16 protein-coding genes, 2 tRNA genes and 1 pseudogene are annotated in these 17,808 nt (G+C 71.5%); 4 read left to right on the top strand and 15 right to left on the bottom strand.

Going from position 1 to position 17,808, the window contains the following annotated elements; translation table 11 throughout:
- Nucleotides 1–97 precede the first annotated feature (97 nt).
- Nucleotides 98–505 carry a hypothetical protein gene (locus EJF31_RS02450; protein WP_125035502.1) on the top strand — a complete coding sequence of 136 codons (408 nt, stop codon included), beginning with the start codon at nucleotides 98–100 and terminating at the stop codon, nucleotides 503–505.
- A gap of 12 nt (nucleotides 506–517) precedes the next feature.
- Here the strand turns inward: EJF31_RS02450 and EJF31_RS02445 are convergent, their stop codons facing one another.
- The 3 genes from EJF31_RS02445 to EJF31_RS02435 form a co-directional block, all read right to left on the bottom strand.
- The gene (locus EJF31_RS02445) at nucleotides 518–1,051 is read right to left on the bottom strand and encodes a DUF3145 domain-containing protein (RefSeq protein ID WP_125035939.1); all 534 of its coding nucleotides are present in this window, start codon (nucleotides 1,049–1,051) and stop codon (nucleotides 518–520) included.
- Nucleotides 1,052–1,209: 158 nt separating this feature from the next.
- A complete protein-coding gene (locus EJF31_RS02440) occupies nucleotides 1,210–2,571 on the bottom strand; it encodes a nitric oxide synthase oxygenase (RefSeq protein ID WP_125035501.1) in 1,362 nt (453 codons plus the stop codon).
- Between the two features lie 281 nt (nucleotides 2,572–2,852).
- Nucleotides 2,853–2,926: transfer RNA gene (locus EJF31_RS02435), tRNA-Ile, on the bottom strand.
- A 56-nt stretch (nucleotides 2,927–2,982) separates the two neighbouring features.
- Here EJF31_RS02435 and EJF31_RS02430 point away from each other — a divergent pair.
- Nucleotides 2,983–3,954, top strand: coding sequence for an aldo/keto reductase (locus EJF31_RS02430; RefSeq protein ID WP_125035500.1), 972 nt, complete (start codon nucleotides 2,983–2,985; stop codon nucleotides 3,952–3,954).
- Nucleotides 3,951–4,808 (top strand): alpha/beta fold hydrolase, encoded by an 858-nt coding sequence (locus EJF31_RS02425; protein ID WP_125035499.1) that lies wholly within the window; start codon nucleotides 3,951–3,953, stop codon nucleotides 4,806–4,808. The genes EJF31_RS02430 and EJF31_RS02425 overlap by 4 nt, the downstream gene beginning before the upstream one ends.
- Here the strand turns inward: EJF31_RS02425 and EJF31_RS02420 are convergent.
- Both EJF31_RS02420 and EJF31_RS02415 read right to left on the bottom strand, forming a co-directional pair.
- Nucleotides 4,767–5,786, bottom strand: a complete 1,020-nt coding sequence (locus EJF31_RS02420; RefSeq protein WP_125035498.1) for a phosphotransferase — start codon at nucleotides 5,784–5,786, stop codon at nucleotides 4,767–4,769. The genes EJF31_RS02425 and EJF31_RS02420 overlap by 42 nt on opposite strands.
- On the bottom strand, nucleotides 5,783–6,781 hold the full coding sequence (locus tag EJF31_RS02415) for a GNAT family N-acetyltransferase (RefSeq protein ID WP_185736108.1): 999 nt from the start codon (nucleotides 6,779–6,781) through the stop codon (nucleotides 5,783–5,785). The genes EJF31_RS02420 and EJF31_RS02415 overlap by 4 nt, the downstream gene beginning before the upstream one ends.
- Before the next feature lie 62 nt (nucleotides 6,782–6,843).
- Here EJF31_RS02415 and EJF31_RS02410 point away from each other — a divergent pair, with 62 nt between their 5' ends.
- Complete coding sequence (locus tag EJF31_RS02410) at nucleotides 6,844–7,584, top strand: PIG-L deacetylase family protein (protein ID WP_125035496.1); 741 nt, start codon at nucleotides 6,844–6,846, stop codon at nucleotides 7,582–7,584.
- A gap of 51 nt (nucleotides 7,585–7,635) precedes the next feature.
- On the opposite strand, the gene EJF31_RS02405 is transcribed toward EJF31_RS02410, so the two are convergent.
- The 10 genes and pseudogenes from EJF31_RS02405 to EJF31_RS02365 form a co-directional block, all read right to left on the bottom strand.
- A tRNA-Asn gene (locus tag EJF31_RS02405) sits at nucleotides 7,636–7,711 on the bottom strand.
- A 90-nt stretch (nucleotides 7,712–7,801) separates the two neighbouring features.
- The gene (locus EJF31_RS02400) at nucleotides 7,802–8,317 is read right to left on the bottom strand and encodes a hypothetical protein (protein WP_221767425.1); all 516 of its coding nucleotides are present in this window, start codon (nucleotides 8,315–8,317) and stop codon (nucleotides 7,802–7,804) included.
- A gap of 2 nt (nucleotides 8,318–8,319) precedes the next feature.
- Entirely contained in the window at nucleotides 8,320–10,554 is a 2,235-nt protein-coding gene (gene dnaG, locus EJF31_RS02395; RefSeq protein ID WP_373994685.1) for a DNA primase, read from the bottom strand.
- Nucleotides 10,555–10,971: 417 nt separating this feature from the next.
- Nucleotides 10,972–11,157, bottom strand: a pseudogene (locus EJF31_RS22510) (CHC2 zinc finger domain-containing protein); the annotation flags it as partial.
- A 27-nt stretch (nucleotides 11,158–11,184) separates the two neighbouring features.
- Nucleotides 11,185–12,099: a 2-hydroxyacid dehydrogenase gene (locus EJF31_RS02390; RefSeq protein ID WP_125035494.1), complete on the bottom strand. Its 915-nt coding sequence runs from the start codon at nucleotides 12,097–12,099 to the stop codon at nucleotides 11,185–11,187.
- A 21-nt stretch (nucleotides 12,100–12,120) separates the two neighbouring features.
- Complete coding sequence (locus EJF31_RS02385; protein ID WP_125035493.1) at nucleotides 12,121–13,395, bottom strand: deoxyguanosinetriphosphate triphosphohydrolase; 1,275 nt, start codon at nucleotides 13,393–13,395, stop codon at nucleotides 12,121–12,123.
- Between the two features lie 49 nt (nucleotides 13,396–13,444).
- Nucleotides 13,445–14,347, bottom strand: a complete 903-nt coding sequence (locus tag EJF31_RS02380; protein ID WP_125035492.1) for an SH3 domain-containing protein — start codon at nucleotides 14,345–14,347, stop codon at nucleotides 13,445–13,447.
- 148 nt (nucleotides 14,348–14,495) lie between these two features.
- Complete coding sequence (gene dusB, locus EJF31_RS02375) at nucleotides 14,496–15,635, bottom strand: tRNA dihydrouridine synthase DusB (RefSeq protein ID WP_125035491.1); 1,140 nt, start codon at nucleotides 15,633–15,635, stop codon at nucleotides 14,496–14,498.
- Between the two features lie 41 nt (nucleotides 15,636–15,676).
- Nucleotides 15,677–16,342 (bottom strand): hypothetical protein, encoded by a 666-nt coding sequence (locus tag EJF31_RS02370; RefSeq protein WP_125035490.1) that lies wholly within the window; start codon nucleotides 16,340–16,342, stop codon nucleotides 15,677–15,679.
- 26 nt (nucleotides 16,343–16,368) lie between these two features.
- Nucleotides 16,369–17,766 (bottom strand): glycine--tRNA ligase, encoded by a 1,398-nt coding sequence (locus EJF31_RS02365; RefSeq protein ID WP_125035489.1) that lies wholly within the window; start codon nucleotides 17,764–17,766, stop codon nucleotides 16,369–16,371.
- Nucleotides 17,767–17,808 lie beyond the last annotated feature (42 nt).

The raw sequence follows: 17,808 nt of genomic DNA, 5'->3' as shown, positions 1-17,808 counted from the left end.
CCCACGTCCTGCGCAGCGTCGGGTCCGGGCCGTAACGGTCCGGGCCCGACTACGTTGAACCTCCATGACGCCCGTCACACCCCGTGGAGGAAAGACCATGCTGTCCAGGAAGGCATTCCCTGCCGTCCTCGCCGCCGTGCTCCCCGTCGCACTGCTGGCGGCCACGCCGGCGTCGGCCAACACCACGAAGTACGGCAGCACCGGGTCCCCCGACCGCGTCCTGCGGCACGGGTGCCACGACTACCGCTACCACTACAAGGTGACGGTGCCGACGAACGACTGGACGCTGGAGACCTTCCTGGTCGACCCGACCGGGGAGAAGCTCGCCTCCGGTGCGTTCGCCTCGGAGTCCGACCCCGACGCGGGGCACGGCAACTGGCACATCTGCAAGCCCTCGACCCGGCCGGGGACCTTCAAGATCAAGGCGAAGATCACCTTCTACAACGGCCAGGACTCCACGAAGACGTGGTTCAAGCCGTCGTACTTCAAGCTGACGCCTCCCTGACCTCGACCGGGGTCAGACCACCTGGTGCAGCCAGCGGACGGGGGCCCCGTCGCCGGCGTGCCGGAACGTCTCGAGCTCGTCGTCCCAGGGCTTGCCGAGCAGCTTGTCGATCTCGTTGAGCAGGGTCGTGTCGCCGAGCGCCGCCTTCACGACGGCGGCCTTGAGCCGGTCCTCCGGGATCATGATGTCGCCGTGCAGGCCAGTGACGGCGTGGAAGACGCCGAGCTCGGGGGTGAAGGAGTAGCGGGCGCCCTCCGAGGCGCTCGTGGGCTCCTCGGTGATCTCGAAGCGGAGGTGGTTCCAGCCGCGGAGAGCGGAGGCGACAGCGGCCGCGGACCCGGCCTCGCCGGACCACGACAGCTCGGCCCGGTAGCTGCCGCTCTGCGCCGGCTGGGGGGTCCAGTCCAGGCTCACGGCAACGCCAAGGACACCGCCGACGGCCCACTCGATGTGCGGGCACAGCGCGGAAGGCGCTGAGTGGACGTACAGGACGCCCCTCGTCGCGGTGCGGGTAGCAGTGCGTGCGGTCACCGTGACCTCCTTCATCTCCGGCGCGAGATACGCCTTCCCCAGCGGTCTCTGTTCGGAGGTGTCGGACATCGAAATGACACGGATGTAGTTGTAGCGTCCATTGTGGCCCATGGGACGCATGAAAACCAGTGGTACCGCGAACACCGCACCCGGCGTGTCCGCTCCCCGGTCGGTCAGCCGAAGGCGCGCGGAGCTCCCCGGACGCCGCGCTGCGCGGCGTCCGCGTCGGTCACGAAGCCCGGACGCTGCTCGGCGGTGTCGTAGTAGCGATGGAAGACCGGGGTCTGGGAGCCCGACATCGGCGGGACGATCCAGCTCCAGTCGGCCGGGCAGCTGCGACCGGCCCGCTCCTCGCGCTCGACGTGCGTGAGGAACCGGACCGACTCGGTGTGGTGGTCGGTGATCGCCACGCCGGCGGCCTGGTAGGAGTGGAGCACCGCGCGGTTGAGCTCGACGAGCGCCCGGTCCCGCCACAGGGTGGCCTCGCGCGACGTGTCCAGCCCCATCCGCCGCGCCACGGCCGGGACGAGGTCGTAGCGGTCCTTGTCGCCCAGGTTGCGGGCGCCGATCTCGGTGCCCATGTACCAGCCGTTGAACGGGGCGGTCGGGTAGGAGACTCCCCCGATGACCAGCCGGCTGTTGCTGATGACCGGCACCGCGTGCCAGCGCAGGCGCAGGTCGCGGAACCACGGCAGCTCGGGGTGCTCGAGCTCGACCTCGTGGACGGCCTCGGCGGGGAGCGGGAACATCCGCGGCCCCTCCTCGGCGGTCTCCACGACGAGCGGGAGGACGTCGAAGGCGCCGCGCGCCAGGGGGGGTCGCCACCCGCGCCGAATCAGCTCGCGGGTGAGCTCGACGTAGCGGGGGTCGCCGAGCACGCGCCCGTCGGGCAGCTCGTAGCCGGCGTACCGGATGAGCTGCTCGTTCCAGATCCGCGGCGCCGGCCGCCCGGGCGCCTCCGGGGCGAAGACGCTGATCATCGGGCGGATCTTGCCGCCGTTGCCCGCGGCGCGCAGGTGCCCGAAGCAGTGCGTGGCGACACCGGCGGCGTCGCCGACGGTCCGCAGGTCGCGCACCTGCAGGCTGCGCCAGTAGAGGCGGCCGATGCAGCGGGCGTTGTTGCGCCACGCGACGCGCGCGCCGAAGGCCAGCTCCTCGGCGGTGTGCCAGTAGGTCCCGGTGGCGTCGATCTCGCGCAGGACGGCCTCGAGGCGGGGCTCGACCGGACCGGCCTCCGGGTTCTCGGCGTGGAACAGCCGCAGGAACTCCTCGGCCTCGCCCCGGTCGACCTCCGTGGACGCGACCTGCCTCCTGGCCCGGGGGCGGGGCTCGGGGCCGCCGTGCGGGACGGGACAACCGGACCCGGCAGCCGGCTCGGGCCGCCGGCGGATGCTGCGCCGCCGTTGCTGACCCCGGACCCGTGGCCCGGCCGCCTGGAAGGCCACGAGGTGCTGCACGCCGGCCACGAGGCACAGGCCGAGCGCGGTGACGGTCAGCCAGGTCGCGACGTCGGTCAGCGTCTCGATGCGCGGCATCCACCCAGGGTCGCGCAGGCCCACGGGCGTCCAGGGCGACAGCCCCAGGACGGCCGGTCCGGCAAACCCGGACAGGCGTGTCGTGACGTGTCGTGCTCGTTCGATCTGGTGCTCATGCATGTTCTATCCACTCCCTCGCGGGGCGTGATCCCCGGGACCTCGAGGGTCGAACCGGTGGTCTAGACGAGATGCGGATGACAGGCACGACACCCGGACGGGGCCGCCCGGATCCGGCCGAAAATCGGCGTTCCGACGACCCCGGGGTGCCGACACGACGTGAGTAGGGCGGGTGGGGCTCGAACCCACGACCCAAGGATTATGAGTCCTCTGCTCTGACCGACTGAGCTACCGCCCCTCGCGGCGCAGAGCCTAGCCTCGGGCGGGACCAGACCCACGACGAGGGAGTACGACGTGCGCTACACCAGGCTCGGCAGGACCGGACTCGAGGTCTCGGCGGTGACGCTGGGCTGCATGAGCTGGGGCGACCCCGACCGGGGCGGGCACCCGTGGGTGCTCGGCGAGGAGGCCGGCCGCCAGATCATCAAGGACGCGCTCGAGGCGGGCATCAACGTCTTCGACACCGCCAACGTCTACTCCGGCGGCAGCAGCGAGGAGATCACCGGCCGGGCGCTGCGGGACTTCGCCCGGCGCGAGGACGTCGTGATCGCGACGAAGGTGCACGGCCGGATGCGGCCGGGCCCGCACGGGGCCGGGTTGTCGCGGAAGGCGATCCTGCACGAGATCGACGCGTCGTTGACCCGGCTCGGGACCGACCACGTCGACCTCTACCAGATCCACCGCTGGGACGACGCGACGCCGATCGAGGAGACCATGGAGGCGCTGCACGACGTGGTGAAGGCCGGCAAGGCGCGCTACCTGGGGGCGTCGTCGATGTTCGCCTGGCAGTTCGCCAAGGCCCAGCACGCCGCCGACCTCGGCGGCTGGACGCGCTTCGTGTCCATGCAGAACCACTACAACCTGATCTACCGCGAGGAGGAGCGCGAGATGCTCCCGCTCTGCGCGGACCTCGGCGTCGGCGTGATCCCGTGGAGCCCGCTGGCGCGGGGCCGGCTCACCCGCGATTGGGACACCACGACGGCGCGCGCCGAGACCGACGCCTTCGGGAGCTCGCTCTATCGCGACGAGGACGCCGCGATCGTCGAGACCGTGTCCCGGGTCGCCGAGCGGCGCGGGGTCCCGCGGGCGCAGGTCGCCCTGGCGTGGCTGATGGCCCAGCCGGTCGTCACCTCCCCCATCGTCGGGGTGACGAAGCCGCAGCACCTCGCCGACGCCGTCGCGGCCGTCGATCTCGAGCTCACCGAGGACGAGATCACCGAGCTCGGCGCGGGCTACCTGCCGCACGCGGTCGCCGGCCACCGGTGACGCTGCTGCGGCTCGCGGACGGCCGGGACGTCCAGCTGTGGGAGGGTGGCGACCCCGCGGGCACGCCGGTCGCCTTCCTGCACGGCTGCCCCGACACCCGGCACGCGGCCCGTCCCGGTCACGACGCCGCCCGGCGAGCCGGCGTACGGCTCGTGGCGGTGAACCGGCCCGGCTACGGGCGCTCGACGGCCACCGCCACGTCGCACGCGGCGGTGGCCGACGACGTGGCCGAGGTGGCGGACCTGCTGGGCATCGGGCGCTTCGCGGTCCTCGGGATGTCCGTCGGCGGGCCGCACGCCCTGGCCTGCGCCGCCCGGCACCCCGACCGCGTGACGCGGGTGGCCGTCGTCTCCTCCCCCGCCCTCGACCCGACCCCGCCCGAGGACGCCGGGGTGGGCACCGTCGCGGACTTCGTCGAGCGGCTGCGCCCCGAGTTCGCGGCGTACGTCGCCCGCCTGGCCCCCGACGACCCGGACGACCGGGCGTTGGCGGGTCGCTTCCTCGCGCAACTGCCCGAAGAGGACCGCGTGCTCCTCGGCGACGACGTGGCGGCCGTGGCGGCCGTGGCGGCCTCGGTCCGGGAGGCGCTGGCCCAGCACGAGGGCTACCTCTGGGACGCCGCCACCCTGCTGCGCCCGTGGGACTTCGACCTGGCGGACGTGGCGTGCCCGGTCACGCTCCACTACGGCGGCCTCGACACCAACCACCCGCCGCGCAACGGCGCCTGGCTGGCGGAGCGCCTGGCCGACGCGACGCTGACGGTCGACGAGGGCGACGGCCACCTCGGTGCGCTCCTGGCGCACTGGGACGACCTACTCGGCGAGCTCGCCCAGGATCGGGTCGAGCACGACTGAGCCCAGCCACCAGGCGGCCGCATCGCCCCAGTCGGCGAGCTCGGCCGCGTTCATCGGCGGCAGGCAGCGGGACCAGGACTCCGCGCGAGCCAGCCGCGCCAGCTGCAGGGCGGCCGGCAGGGCGGCGCGGAGCTCAGGGGCCGGCGCCAGGTCGCTCCACACCTCGAGCGCCGCGTCGGCGACCCGGTGGAGGCGCGGGTCGCCCGGACCGGCCTCGAGCCCGTGGGCCAGCATGTTGAGCGGGATGAAGAGGGCCGCCAGCGGCTCCATCAGCAGCGCGTCGGCGAAGTCGAAGAACCGCAGCTCCCCGTCGCGGTCGAAGACGTTGTTGCCGTGCAGGTCGTTGTGCACCAGCGTGAGCGGCAGCCCGAGGGCGCCGACCTGCTCGGCCCACCCGGCCAGCACGGGCAGGTGTGCGCGCACGGCGTCGCGGTCCTCCGGAGCCATCCCCCGAGGGTCGCCGTCGGGGATGGCCGCGAACCGGTCCAGGGCGTGCTCGACGTACGCCGTGGTGTCGGCCGGCGCGAGGGCCGTCAACCCGGCCGCGGCGAGACGGTCGGCGTGCGGGGCGACCTCGCGCTGCAGGGCCGCGCCGGCCGAGACCACCCGGCACCAGGTGTCGATGTCCTCGCCGGCGGTCTCGGACAGCACCGGCCCCTGGTCGGGCGTCATCAGCAGCCCTCGGGCACGGTCGACCGCGGTGACCGGCACGACGTGGTGCGGCGCCAGCGCGGCCAGCTCCTCGAGCACGGCCGCCTCGAAGGCCTGGGTGGGGCAGTTCTGCTTGGCGAAGTGAACGCCCTTGGGCGTCTCGACGCGCCACACCGACGCCCAGGGCCGGATCTTCGTCGGCTCCACCGAGGTCGGCGGCCCGACCACGTCGGTCACCCAGGCGGTGAGCTCGGCGCGGAATGCCGCGCCCTGCCAGCGCTCGCTCTCGGAGGGGTGACGGAGCCCGGGATCGGCATAGGTGGTCACGAGGCCTCCTGGCGTTGCATCTCGTGCATCAGCTCGGCGGTGGTGTAGCCGAAGACGGCGTTGGTGCGGTACATCGCTGTGTTGGACGGGTCGGTCCACGTGTGCAGCGCCGCGCGGTCGGGGTGCTCGCGCTGCATCACCTCGAAGGTGGCCAGCTTGAGCTGGAGGCCCAGGCCGTGTCCCCGGTCGCCGGGCATCACGAGCGTGTCGTCCTGGAGTACGTCGCGGCTGTCGCGGGGCAGGAACAGCACGGAGTAGCCCGCCACCTCCCCGTCACTGGAGCGCCGGGCCGCCGCGACGACCTGGTGGTAGAGCGGTGCCAGCCGCTCCTCCTGGATGCGGATCCGCTCCTCGTCGATGACCGGCGCCTCGAAGGCCACCTCGCCGGACGGCACGTCCTGACCCATCTGCGTCCGCATCCGGCAGTACTGGTCGACCAGCTCGTCAGGGCACCGGCTGCCCCACGTGACGATCTCGTAGCCGGGGGTCAGGTGGCGAAGCCCGGCCAGGCGGGCGTCGTCCGTGGGAAGCCGCAGCGCGAGGTGCTCCTCCTGGTGCACGCTCGAGAAGCCCAGCGCCTCGCAGAACCCCAGGCCGGCACCGGTCCGGTCGTCGGTGGCGACCACGAGCTCGGCCAGAAGCGTCGTACGCCCCTCCCCGCGGGCGCGCGCCTCGAGGTGGTCGAAGATCCGGCGCCCGATCCCCTCGCGTCGCCGGTCCGGGACGACGTGCACCATGAGCTCCGCGAGGTGGGTGTTGTCGCGGAGACGGAGCTCGAGCTCACCGGTCCCGACCACCTCGTCGTCGACGGTCGCGACCACGAGCTCGACGCGGAAGTAGGGGCTGGGCGAGGTCAGCGCTCCCGAGGTCGCCAGCCACGTGCGGCTGATCGCCAGCGGCCGGTCGTGGGCGATCGAGGCCTGCTCGGCGTCGAACCACCGCCGCAACGCCTGCTCGTCGTAGGGGTCGACCGCCTCGATCCGGAGCTCGCTCACCGACCCCACCCTTCCCGAGCGACTCTCCCCCCGGCAATCGGTTTTGGTGCGATCCTCGACAGATGGAACCCGAACCGCTCGAACCGCTCCCCGAGGACTGGGCCCGCGCCCTGTGCGTCGTCGCGCACCCCGACGACATGGAGTTCGGCGCGGCCGCCGCCGTCGCGCGCTGGACCGGGCAGGGCAAGGACGTCACCTACTGCATGGTGACCAGCGGCGAGGCCGGCATCGACGGCATGGAGCCCGACGAGTGCCGGCGGGTCCGCGAGGCCGAGCAGGTCGCGTCGGCCGCCGAGGTCGGCGTCCCCGTGGTGGAGTTCCTGGGGCTGGCCGACGGCGTCCTGGAGTACGGCGTGCCGCTGCGGGCCGCGATCGCCCACGTCGTACGCCGCCACCGACCCGACGTCGTCATCACCGGCAACTTCCGCGACACCTGGGGCGGCAACAACCTCAACCAGGCCGACCACGTCGCCACCGGCCGTGCCGTCGTCGACGCGGTGCGCGACGCTGGCAACCGCTGGGTCTTCCACGACCAGCTCACCGACGGGCTCGAGCCGTGGGGCGGTGTGAAGGCGGTCTGGGCCTTCGGGTCTCCGCTGGCCGGGCACGCCGTGGACACGACCGAGACGTTCGAGGCAGGGGTCCGCTCGCTCGAGGCCCACCGCGCCTACATCGACGGCCTCGGGTGGGAGGACTTCGACGCCCGCGAGTTCCTCGAGGGGTTCGGTCGGCAGACCGGTCAGCGGCTCGGCGTCGCCATGGCCGCGGCGTTCGAGGTGTTCCCGATGGGCTGGGGCGAGTAGCCCCGGAAATGCAGCACGGGCCCGTCTCGATTGAGACGGGCCCGTCTTCGCTGGCTCCCCCGGTTGGACTCGAACCAACAACCCTCCGGTTAACAGCCGAATGCTCTGCCAGTTGAGCTACAGGGGATTGCGCTGCGGCCCGCAAACCTTAGCAAGGGAGGGCGGGAGTGAAAAATCGGGCTCCCTCTCCGCGTGGCGCGCCCGGTGGACGGCCCGATCAGGCCGGTCCGACCTCCTCGCGGGCGGCCGCGAGAGCCTCCTCGGCGGCCATCACGACGAGCGGGTCGTCGGGGTCGATGCCCTCGTCGTACTCGTAGACCCATTGCACCGGCTGGTCGCCGCGGGGTGCACGGCGGGCGATGACGCGGACGCCGCGGCGGCCCTCGATCGGCACGTGCCGCTGCAGGACGACGCTCGCGGTGACCCGTTCGCGGACCAGCTCGAGCAGCCGCCCGGGCTCCTCGATGGCGAACGTGTGCTCGGGGCGTGGGGCGCCCCACGAGCCGACCTCGCTGACCCGCAGCACCGACGTGTCCTTGTCCCAGTCGGCGGCCTCGACCTGCTCCCAGGGGATCCGGGTCTCGGCAGGCTCGACCACCGACGTCACGTCGACCACAGACGACACGTAGAGCGCGTCGCGCGTGCCGGCGACGACCTCCCCGGACGTCGACTCCGCCCAGGCAAGGACCTTCTCCCCCGGCCCGACGGCGACGTCGGGGCGGGGACGGCGCATCCTCACTGCGCGCTGACCGTGCGCTCGCGGAGCGTGCGCCGGTGCTGCTCGAGGGCCGCGAGCTCGCCGAACATCCGGTTGTACTCCGTGGCGTGCTCGACGGGGTTGGTGCGCTGGAGCTTGGACTTCAGGTCGGCGATCCGGCGCATGGCGGTCAGCTCGAGGAGCTTGAACACGTGCAGGGCGACGTACGACGCATCCGGCTGCTTGGCGGTCCGCAGCGGTTCCACGCCCAGCGCGCTGACCGTCGAGGCGACCGTGGGGTCGGTGGCGCTCTCACGGAGCCGGCTCCCCCAGGTCGGGTCGCTCGCGCCCTTGACCGGCCCGCCCGCCGCGGCGACGAGCTCCCAGACGGCCCGGTAGGTCGGGTGCGTGAAGTCGTTGCCGCCGATCTCCGTGGTGGTGCGCCCGATCGCCATCGGGTGCTGCAGGACCAGCTTGAGGGTCTCGCGCTCGAGGGCGAACCGCGGGTCGCGCGGGTCGGGCACCGGCAGGGCCGGCGCGGCCGGCTTGGCCTCCTCGGCCGCAGGAGCGGCCGCGGAGGACCGCTGCGGCTCGGGCTTGGCGGCCGGACGGTTCGCCGCACGGCGTACCTCCCGGCGGGCCTCCTCGATGTCGATGCCGATCATCCCGGCGAGCTCGCGGGAGAACGCGTCGACCTTGGACTTGTCGCGGATGCTCGACACCAGCCGGGCGGCCTCGCGGAGCGCGTCGACGCGGCCGTCGGCGCGGTCGAGGTCGTACTTGGAGACGACGTTGGCGAGCACGAAGCGGTAGAGCGGGACCCGGCGGGCGACCAGCTCGCGGACCGCGGCGTCGCCCTCCTTGATCCGCAGGTCGCACGGGTCCATGCCCGAGGGCTCGACGGCGACGTAGGTCTGGGAGACGAAGTTCTGGTCACCGCCGAACGCCTTGAGGGCGGCCTTCTGGCCGGCCGAGTCACCGTCGAAGGTGAAGATCACCTCACCGCGGAACTCCTCGTGGTCGTTGAGGAAGCGGCGCAGCACGCGTGAGTGGTCGTCGCCGAAGGCGGTGCCGCAGGTGGCCACCGCGGTGGTCACGCCGGCCAGGTGGCAGGCCATCACGTCGGTGTAGCCCTCGACGATCACGGCCTGCGAGGACCGTGCGATCTCGCGGCGGGCCAGGTCGAGGCCGTAGAGCACGTGGCTCTTCTTGTAGATCGCGGTCTCGGAGGTGTTGAGGTACTTCGCCTCGATCCGGTCGTCCTCGAAGATCCGGCGCGCCCCGAAGCCGATCGTGTCGCCCGTCGCGTCCCGGATGGGCCACAGCAGGCGCCCACGGAAGCGGTCGTAGGCCGAGCGCCCGACGGCCACGAGCCCGGCTGCCACGAGCTCCTCCTGGCTGAACGCCTTGGCCCGCAGGTGCTTGAACAGCGCCTCGCCCTCGCGCGGGGCGAAGCCGATGCCGAAGTGCTCAGCCACCGACTGGTCGAAACCGCGCTCGGACAGGAACTGCCGCGCGGTCAGCGCATCGGCCGTCGCGAGCTGCTCGGCGTAGTAGAGCTGCGCCTCCTTGTGCGCCTCGATCAGCCGCGACTTCGAGGGGCCCTTGGGCCGCTCGTCGCGGGCGTCGCCCTCCTCGCGCCGCAGCTGCACGCCGAACTTGTCGGCCAGCCGCTCGACGGCCTCGCCGAAGCTGAGGGCGTCGACCTTCATCACGAAGCTGATGACGTCGCCGCCCTCGCCGCAGCCGAAGCAGTTGCCCGTCAGGATGTTGTCCTCGAGCGTGAAGGCGTGGCCGTCCTCGACCTCGGCGCAGAAGACCTCTTCGACACGGTCCGTCGCCTCGACCGACTGCACCACCCACCCACGCCGAGCGAACTTCTTCTCGTTGGAGATGAAGCGCTCGCGGTGCTGATCGATCAGGAAGAAGTCGTCGGTGAGGTCGTCGTTGACGAAGTGGACCCGATGCAGCTCCGACGGCTCCCGGCCTGGGAACCCCTCGCGCAACTGCGTCGTGATCCCGAACGTGCCGATGCCGAGGCGGGTGCACACCTGACGGACGAACTCGAGGTCGTCGCGATCCGCCGAGTTGAGCATGACTGTCCCGTCCGTGGCCACACAGCCGTCGGCGGCGAAGTAGCCCGCGAGCCAGCCGTAGAGGTAGGAGACAGACTCGTCCAGCGGCGGCAGTTCCTTGAAGTAGCGCGGCAGGTCGAGCACGAGCAGGTTGTCCCCCGATGCCCCTGTCGCGCTGTTGGGGAACCACTTGAGCATCGCCATGTCCTTGGGCGGGCACAGCAACGCCACGCTGCCCGTGCCGCTCCGCGTGCCATCGCCGTAGGTGAAGCCGTGCGCGATGCCGAAGGGAGAGGGCCGACTCTTCCTGATCCTGGAACGGGGGTACTTCGGGAGCAGCCGGTCACCGGCCTTCAGGTCGACGGTCACGACCTCCTTGTGGTTCTTCAGGCCGGCGCCCGAGCGCACGAACCAGCGGTGACCGTCGGTCGCGAAGATCTCCTTGGACTGTCGGTTGCGCGTCAGCACGATCTTGTGGAGACGCTGCACGCCGTACGACTTGAACGGCGCCTCAATCCAGTCGCCGTGCTTTCCCAGGATCTTGTGGGTTTCTCCGGCCAGCTCGCTGATGGGTCGAACGCCATCCCACGTCAGCACCCGGGTCTCGCCGGCCAGGCAGTGGTAGAAGCCCCGTGAAGGAGTCACCTGGAAGGACGGCGACTTCTCGTCGTGGAAGGGACAGAGCCCCTTCATCGAGCCGCCGCCGGCGTTGCGGAGGGTGACGTGCTCGGAGACGACCTCGTCGATCCGCGCCTTCTCGCGCACCTCGGCGATGCTGTCGTCGCGAATCCGGCCCATCACGTGGCGGAGTCTACGGGCGGGGACCGACTAGTAGTCGCCGACCATGATGTTGACCAGCGGCTCCCCCGCGGCGTAGCGGTGCAGCTGGTCGCGGACGAGCCGGTGGGCACGCGGCCACATCGCGCTCGAGGCGCCGCCGACATGGGGCGCGACGAGCAGGTTGGGGGCGTCCCACAGCGGGTGGTCGGCCGGCATCGGCTCGACGTCGGCCACGTCGATCGCGGCGTGGATCCGGCCGGTGCCGAGCGCGGCGACCAGGGCGTCGGTGTCGACGACGGCGCCGCGAGCCATGTTGACGAGCAGCGCGTCGTCCTTCATCGAGGCCAGGAAGTCGGCGTCGACGAGGCCCCGGGTCAGGTCGGTGAGCGGCACGATCAGGATCACCACGTCCGCGTCGGGCACGAGCGCGGGCAGGTCCTCCATCGCGTGCACGCCGTCGCGGGCCGTCCGCGCGACCTTGACGACCTCGACCTCGAAGGGCAGCAGCCGCGCCTCGATCGCCTCGCCGATCGCGCCGTAGCCGATGAGCAGCACCTTCTTGTCCGCGAGCGCGGGCCGCCAGCCGGTCTCCCACGAGTGACGGCCCTGGGCGCGCACGAAATCGGGGACGCCGCGCAATGAGGCCAGCACCAGGGCGAGGGTCAGCTCGGCGGTGGACGTGTCGTGGATGCCGCGGCCGTTGCACAGGGTCACACCGGCGGGGACTCGTGAGCGGACGTTGTCGACGCCGGCGGACAGGGTCTGCACCACCTCGAGCGACGTCATCCGGGGCAGCACGTCGCCCACGGCGCCGCTCATCATGTAGGGCGGTACGTAGAACGCGACGTCGCCGACCGAGTCCGGGACGTGCTGGGTGGGGTCGACCACCTCGTAGCGCAGCGAGGCCGGCGCGTCGCCGAGCAGGGCGGGGTCGAACGGGAGCCAGACGAGGGGGGAAGTCACAAAGTCGACCCTAACGCTGGACTATGACGGCTTGCGGAGCCGGGTGTGCCACGCGATCGCACTGGCGTCGGTGAGCGAGGCGACCTGGTCGATCACGACCCGCAGCCGCGCGCAGTCGTCGCCGGCGGCGTGCCAGTCGTCGGCGAAGGGCCGCTCCAGCGCCTCGGGCCCACGGTGGGCCAGCAGCGCGACCAGCTCGACCATGAGCTCGCGCTGGCGCGACATGGCACTGACCCGGTCGTCGGCCTGCATGACGTAGTGGGCGGCGATGCCCTTGAGCACCGCCATCTCCAGCCGCGCCTGCTCGGGCACGACCACATCGGCGCGGTAGCGGGCGAACGGACCCTCGGCCGCCGCGAACGTCGCGGCCTGGGCGGATCCGCAGAAGCGCCCGATCAGGTCGCTGGTGAGGTTCTTCAAGGCGGCCTGGCTGCGCCGGCTGCCGTCGTACGGCGACCTCGGCCACGACCCCATCTGCCACATCCCGTCGAGCGCGTCGTCGAGGGCGTCGTCACCCGCGCCGGGGAGGTACCAGTCGCGGACGGTCTGCCACACGGCCGGGCGGTCGAGGGTGGTCAGGTCGATCCGCTCGGCGACCACGCCGTCCTCGATGTCGTGGACGGAGTAGGCGACGTCGTCGGCGAGGTCCATCACCTGGGCCTCGAAGCAGCGACGGGAGCCCTCGACGCCGGTGCGCAGCCAGTCGAAGACCGGCTTGTCGTCGTCGTAGACGCCGAACTTGCGGACCACCCGCGGCGACCCGTCGGCATGGACGCCCTGGGGCTCGTCGGCGTGGGCGCGGGGCCACGGGTATTTGGTGCAGGCGTCGAGGGTCGCCCGGGTGAGGTTGAGCCCGACCGTGCGGCCGTCGCCGTCGAAGGTCTTGGCCTCGAGCCGGGTGAGCAGCCGCAGGGTCTGGGCGTTGCCCTCGAACCCGCCGCACGCCTCGCTCAGCTCGGCCAGCACCCGCTCGCCGTTGTGGCCGAACGGCGGGTGGCCCAGGTCGTGCGCGAGCGCGGCCGTCTCGGCGATGTCGGGGTGGCAGCCCAGCGCCCGCGACAGGTCGCGGGCGACCTGGGCGACCTCGAGGCTGTGGGTGAGCCGGTTGCGCACGAAGTCGTCACTCTGCGGCCCGACCACCTGGGTCTTGGCGGCCAGGCGCCGCGACGCCGCGGCGTGCACCACCCGGGCGCGGTCCCGCTCGAAGGGGGTGCGCTCGGGGGCGTCGACGCGCTTGGGCGGCTCGTCGACGAGGCGTTCACGCGCGGAGCGGTCGTAGAGGTCCAGGGAATCCATCGCTGGCGACCCTACTGCGACCCACCGACGCCACCGCAGGGGTGAGTCGTCAGAGGACCGAGACGTGCACGTGGTCCATGTGGTTGGCGGTCGACGACCCGTGGTCGCCGTAGTAGCGCCAGCCCTCGCTCGCACGCTCCGGCGTCCAGATCTGGTCCCACCAGATGACGTCGTACAGCCCGAGCTCGGAGGCGTGGGCCTGGAGGAACGCGGCGATCTGGTCGCCCAGGGCCTTGTCGCTGGTCATGATGTCGATGGCCTTGCCCGACGAGTGCTCGCCGTGGGCGTCCCAGCCGAGGTACGTCGTGATCTGCGGGAAGGCGTGGCAGACCGAGCGGTAGACCTGCACGGCACCCGAGGTCAGGCCGTCCTCGACGCTGGAGTCGGGGCACGGCGCCGACGACAGGCCGGCGGCCGCAGCGGGCGCAGCGGGCGCGGGCTTCTCGTGGGCGAGGTAGCCGGCGGTGACCCAGCGGGCCTTCCCGTCGAGCACGATCTCCTGGCGACCCTGGGCCTGCCGACCGGTGACGAGCACCTTCTTGGCCGCGTCGAGCTCGCCGAGCTGCTTCGCGTCCGCCTCCGGACCGCTCCAGATGTTGAGGAGCGTCGTGGTCCACAGGTGCGTGTGGGCGTTCCGGATCGCCTCGCGCGTCTTGCGTGCGTCGTAGGCGTCCTGGAGGTTCATGAGGTACTCCGCCGAGGTGCGCGCGGCGCGACGCGAGTCCGACCGCGAGACCAGGGGCTCACGCGTCATCGACAGGTTGGTCGTGGCGTCGCGCGAGGCGATGACGTCGCGGGTCCCGGGGTCGCTGGCGAGGACGCCGAGGGTGACGGCAGAGGCCGTCGCCAGGAAGGCGAGCGGGCCGGCCACGAGGACGGCCTTGGGGGTCCGGCGGGGGGTCCGGCTGGGGGTACGGCGGGCATCGGTGTCCCGCTTGTGGCTGTTGGCCACAGCGCTGATCCTTTGCTGGGGGGCAGGGGGGCATCCGAGAGTGTGGGCTGCCGGAATTCGAGGTAACGAACAGGCAACGAACGTCGAGTGAAGCACACGCCGTCGCCCGATCGGCAAATCCCCGATCACATTTCCGGCGTGTCCCCGCTCACCCCCCGGTGGTCTCCGAGGCCTCTTCCTGCAGGTGGGAGCCGCTCCCGTCGGTGTCGTCGAGCCAGCCCTCGGGCAGCACGACACGGGCCCGCGGCGAGCCCTGGCGGCCCCGCGGGGTGCCGAGCTCGGCGACCGGGAACCGCTCGGTCGGGTCGAGGTCGGCGAGCATCCGGTCGAGGTCCGCGAGGCTGTCGACCAGGCCCAGCGAACGGCGCATCTCGCCGCCGGCGGCGAAGCCCTTGAGGTACCACGAGACGTGCTTGCGGAACTCCTTGCAGCCGCGCTCCTCCCCCATGTGCTGGCACAGCAGCTCGGCGTGCCGGCGCATCATCGCGGTGACCTCGCCGAGGGTGGGCAGGGTCGCCACCTGCTCGCCGGAGAACGCCGCCGCGAGATCGCGGAAGATCCAGGGCCGGCCCAGGCAGCCGCGCCCCACGACGACGCCCGCAGCTCCGGTGTGCTCGACCATGCGGATGGCGTCGGCGGCTTCCCAGATGTCGCCGTTGCCGAGGACGGGGATGTCGACGTGCTCGACCAGGGCGCCGATCGCGTCCCAGTCGGCCTGCCCGGAGTAGGCCTGCGAGACCGTGCGGCCGTGCAGCGCGATCGCCGCGACGCCCGACTCCTGCGCGATCCGCCCGGCGTCGAGGTAGGTCAGGTGGTCGTCGTCGATGCCCTTGCGGGTCTTCATGGTCACGGGCACGTCGTACGGCGTGGCGGCGGCGACCGCGGCCTCCAGGATCTCGGCGAGCAGCCCGCGCTTCCACGGCAGGGCTCCCCCGCCGCCCTTGCGGGTCACCTTGGGGACCGGGCAGCCGAAGTTGAGGTCGATGTGCGCGACGCCGTACTCGGCGCAGAGGATCTCGGCGGCCTTGCCGACGTAGACCGGGTCGGTGCCGTAGAGCTGCACCGACCGGGTCGTCTCGAGCTCGTCGAAGACGAGCATGTCCTGGGTGTGCTGGTCGCGCTCGACCAGGCCGCGGGAGGTGATCATCTCGCAGACGTAGAGGCCGGCACCCTGCTCGGCGCACAGGCGTCGGTACGCCGCGTTGGTGATGCCCGCCATCGGCGCGAGCACCACGGGGGTCTCGACGCGCAGCGACCCGAGGGTCAGGGAGGTGGGCAGGGCGGTCACCCGCCCATTGTCCGAGATGCCCGGCGGGCACCCCAAATCGGTCAGCGCTTGCCCGACTTCTTCTTCGCCTTCTTCGTGGCGGTCTTCGGCTCCTTGAGGTCGCCGGTCCACGTGATCGGGTTGAACTGCTCGGTCGGCCGGAACTCCACCGCGGTCAGGTCGCCGTGGTCGGGCGCGAGGTAGACCAGGCAAGCGTCGATCTTGGCGCTGCTCTTGAACTTCTTCGGGAACGGCGTGCTCGGGCAGGGCGCGAACGTGCTCTTGAACGTCGTGGCCGGGATCAGGGTGTTGGTGCCGTCGACGATGTAGAGCGGGACGGGCTGCCCGCTGAGGTCGGTGTCGCCGACGTTCTTGACGGTGACCCTCACGAAGTAGGGGTTGGTCTTCTTCGTCGCAGCGTCCAGCCGCCAGCCCTGGAAGGACTGCTTGAACGTCGTCTTCTCCAGGCGGGTCACCGTGATGTCGAGCGCGCCGACCTGGTTCTTGGGCAGGTCGTAGGCCACGACGGCCGAGTCGCCGACCCCGAGCTTGCTGCCCTGGGCGGTCAGCTCGACCCCGTCCGGGACGGGGAGGTAGGGCGACGCCGAGGTGCTCGAGGAGGACGTCCCCGAACCGCCCGGACCGTCGGACGAGGTGTCCTTCGAGTCGTTGCTGCACCCCGAGAGTGCGAGGGCAGCCACGGCCGTGGTGACGAGCAGACGCTTCATGGAGTGAGTGTGCACGAGGCCCTCGCTCAGCAGCCGACGAAACGCTCGGCGAACCAGCGGGTGATGCCCTCGAGGCCCACCCGCTCCTGCTGCATCGAGTCCCGCTCGCGGATGGTCACCGCGTCGTCCTCGAGGGTGTCGAAGTCGACCGTCACGCAGTAGGGCGTGCCGATCTCGTCCTGGCGGCGGTAGCGGCGGCCGATCGCACCGGAGTCGTCGAAGTCGACGTTCCAGTTGGCGCGCAGCTCCGACGCGAGGGCCTTGGCCTTCGGCGACAGGTCGGCGTTGCGGCTCAGCGGCAGCACGGCGACCTTGACCGGCGCGAGGCGCGGGTCGAGCTTGAGCACGGTGCGCTTGTCGACGCCGCCCTTGGTGTTGGGCGCCTCGTCCTCGGTGTAGGCGTCGACCAGGAACGTCATCAGGCTGCGCGAGAGGCCCGCTGCCGGCTCGATGACGTACGGCGTGTAGCGCTCGTTGTTGGCCTGGTCGAAGTAGGACAGGTCCTGGCCGGAGTGCTTGGCGTGGGTCGTGAGGTCGAAGTCGGTGCGGTTGGCGATGCCCTCGAGCTCGCCCCACTCCGAGCCGGCGAACTTGAAGCGGTACTCGATGTCGACGGTCCGCTTGGAGTAGTGGCTGAGCTTCTCCTGCGGGTGCTCGAAGTGGCGCAGGTTGTCGGGGTCGATGCCGAGGTCGACGTACCAACGGGTGCGCTCGTCGATCCAGTACTGGTGCCACTCCTCGTCCTCACCCGGCTTGACGAAGAACTCCATCTCCATCTGCTCGAACTCGCGGGTGCGGAAGATGAAGTTGCCGGGTGTGATCTCGTTGCGGAAGCTCTTGCCGATCTGGGCGATGCCGAAGGGCGGCTTCATCCGGCTCGAGGTCACCACGTTGGCGAAGTTGAGGAAGATGCCCTGCGCGGTCTCGGGGCGCAGGTAGTGCAGGCCCGACTCGTCCTCGGTGACGCCGAGGTAGGTCTTGAGCATGCCGGAGAACTGGCGCGGCTCGGTCCAGGCGCCGCGGGTGCCGCAGTTGGTGCAGGCGATGTCGCTGAGCGGGACGTCGTCGGGGTTGTCGATGCCCTTCTTCTCCGCGTAGGCCTCCTGCAGGTGGTCGGCGCGGAAGCGCTTGTGGCAGGACTGGCACTCGGTCAGCGGGTCGGAGAACGTGTCGACGTGGCCGCTCGCCTCCCACGTCTTGGTGGGCAGGATGATGCTGGAGTCCAGGCCGGCCATGTCGTCGCGCATCTGCACCATGGACTTCCACCACTGGCGCTTGATGTTGTCCTTCAGCGCCACGCCCAGCGGGCCGTAGTCCCACGCCGACCGGGTGCCGCCGTAGATCTCACCGCACGGGTAGACGAAACCCCGGCGCTTGCAGAGGGAGACGACGTTGTCGACGGTGGTTGCGGGGGCCTTGGCCACGGGGTGCTCCTGTTCGCTGGCCGGCTGGCTGCCGGTCCGGAA

Source organism: Nocardioides sp. LS1, from assembly GCF_003865225.1.
Lineage (GTDB): Bacteria > Actinomycetota > Actinomycetes > Propionibacteriales > Nocardioidaceae > Nocardioides > Nocardioides ginsengisegetis.
This window is presented reverse-complemented; position numbering and strand designations above follow the sequence as displayed.

Excerpts from the sequence above, each read along its gene's own strand:
- EJF31_RS02450 (WP_125035502.1), top strand. The coding sequence starts at position 98 with ATGCTGTCCAGGAAGGCATTCCCTGCCGTCCTCGCCGCCGTGCTCCCC.
- EJF31_RS02445 (WP_125035939.1), bottom strand. The coding sequence starts at position 1,051 with ATGAAGGAGGTCACGGTGACCGCACGCACTGCTACCCGCACCGCGACG.
- EJF31_RS02440 (WP_125035501.1), bottom strand. The coding sequence starts at position 2,571 with ATGCCGCGCATCGAGACGCTGACCGACGTCGCGACCTGGCTGACCGTC.
- EJF31_RS02410 (WP_125035496.1), top strand. The coding sequence starts at position 6,844 with ATGGAACCCGAACCGCTCGAACCGCTCCCCGAGGACTGGGCCCGCGCC.
- EJF31_RS02400 (WP_221767425.1), bottom strand. The coding sequence starts at position 8,317 with ATGCGCCGTCCCCGCCCCGACGTCGCCGTCGGGCCGGGGGAGAAGGTC.
- dnaG (WP_373994685.1), bottom strand. The coding sequence starts at position 10,554 with ATGCTCAAGTGGTTCCCCAACAGCGCGACAGGGGCATCGGGGGACAAC.
- EJF31_RS02385 (WP_125035493.1), bottom strand. The coding sequence starts at position 13,395 with ATGGATTCCCTGGACCTCTACGACCGCTCCGCGCGTGAACGCCTCGTC.
- EJF31_RS02370 (WP_125035490.1), bottom strand. The coding sequence starts at position 16,342 with ATGAAGCGTCTGCTCGTCACCACGGCCGTGGCTGCCCTCGCACTCTCG.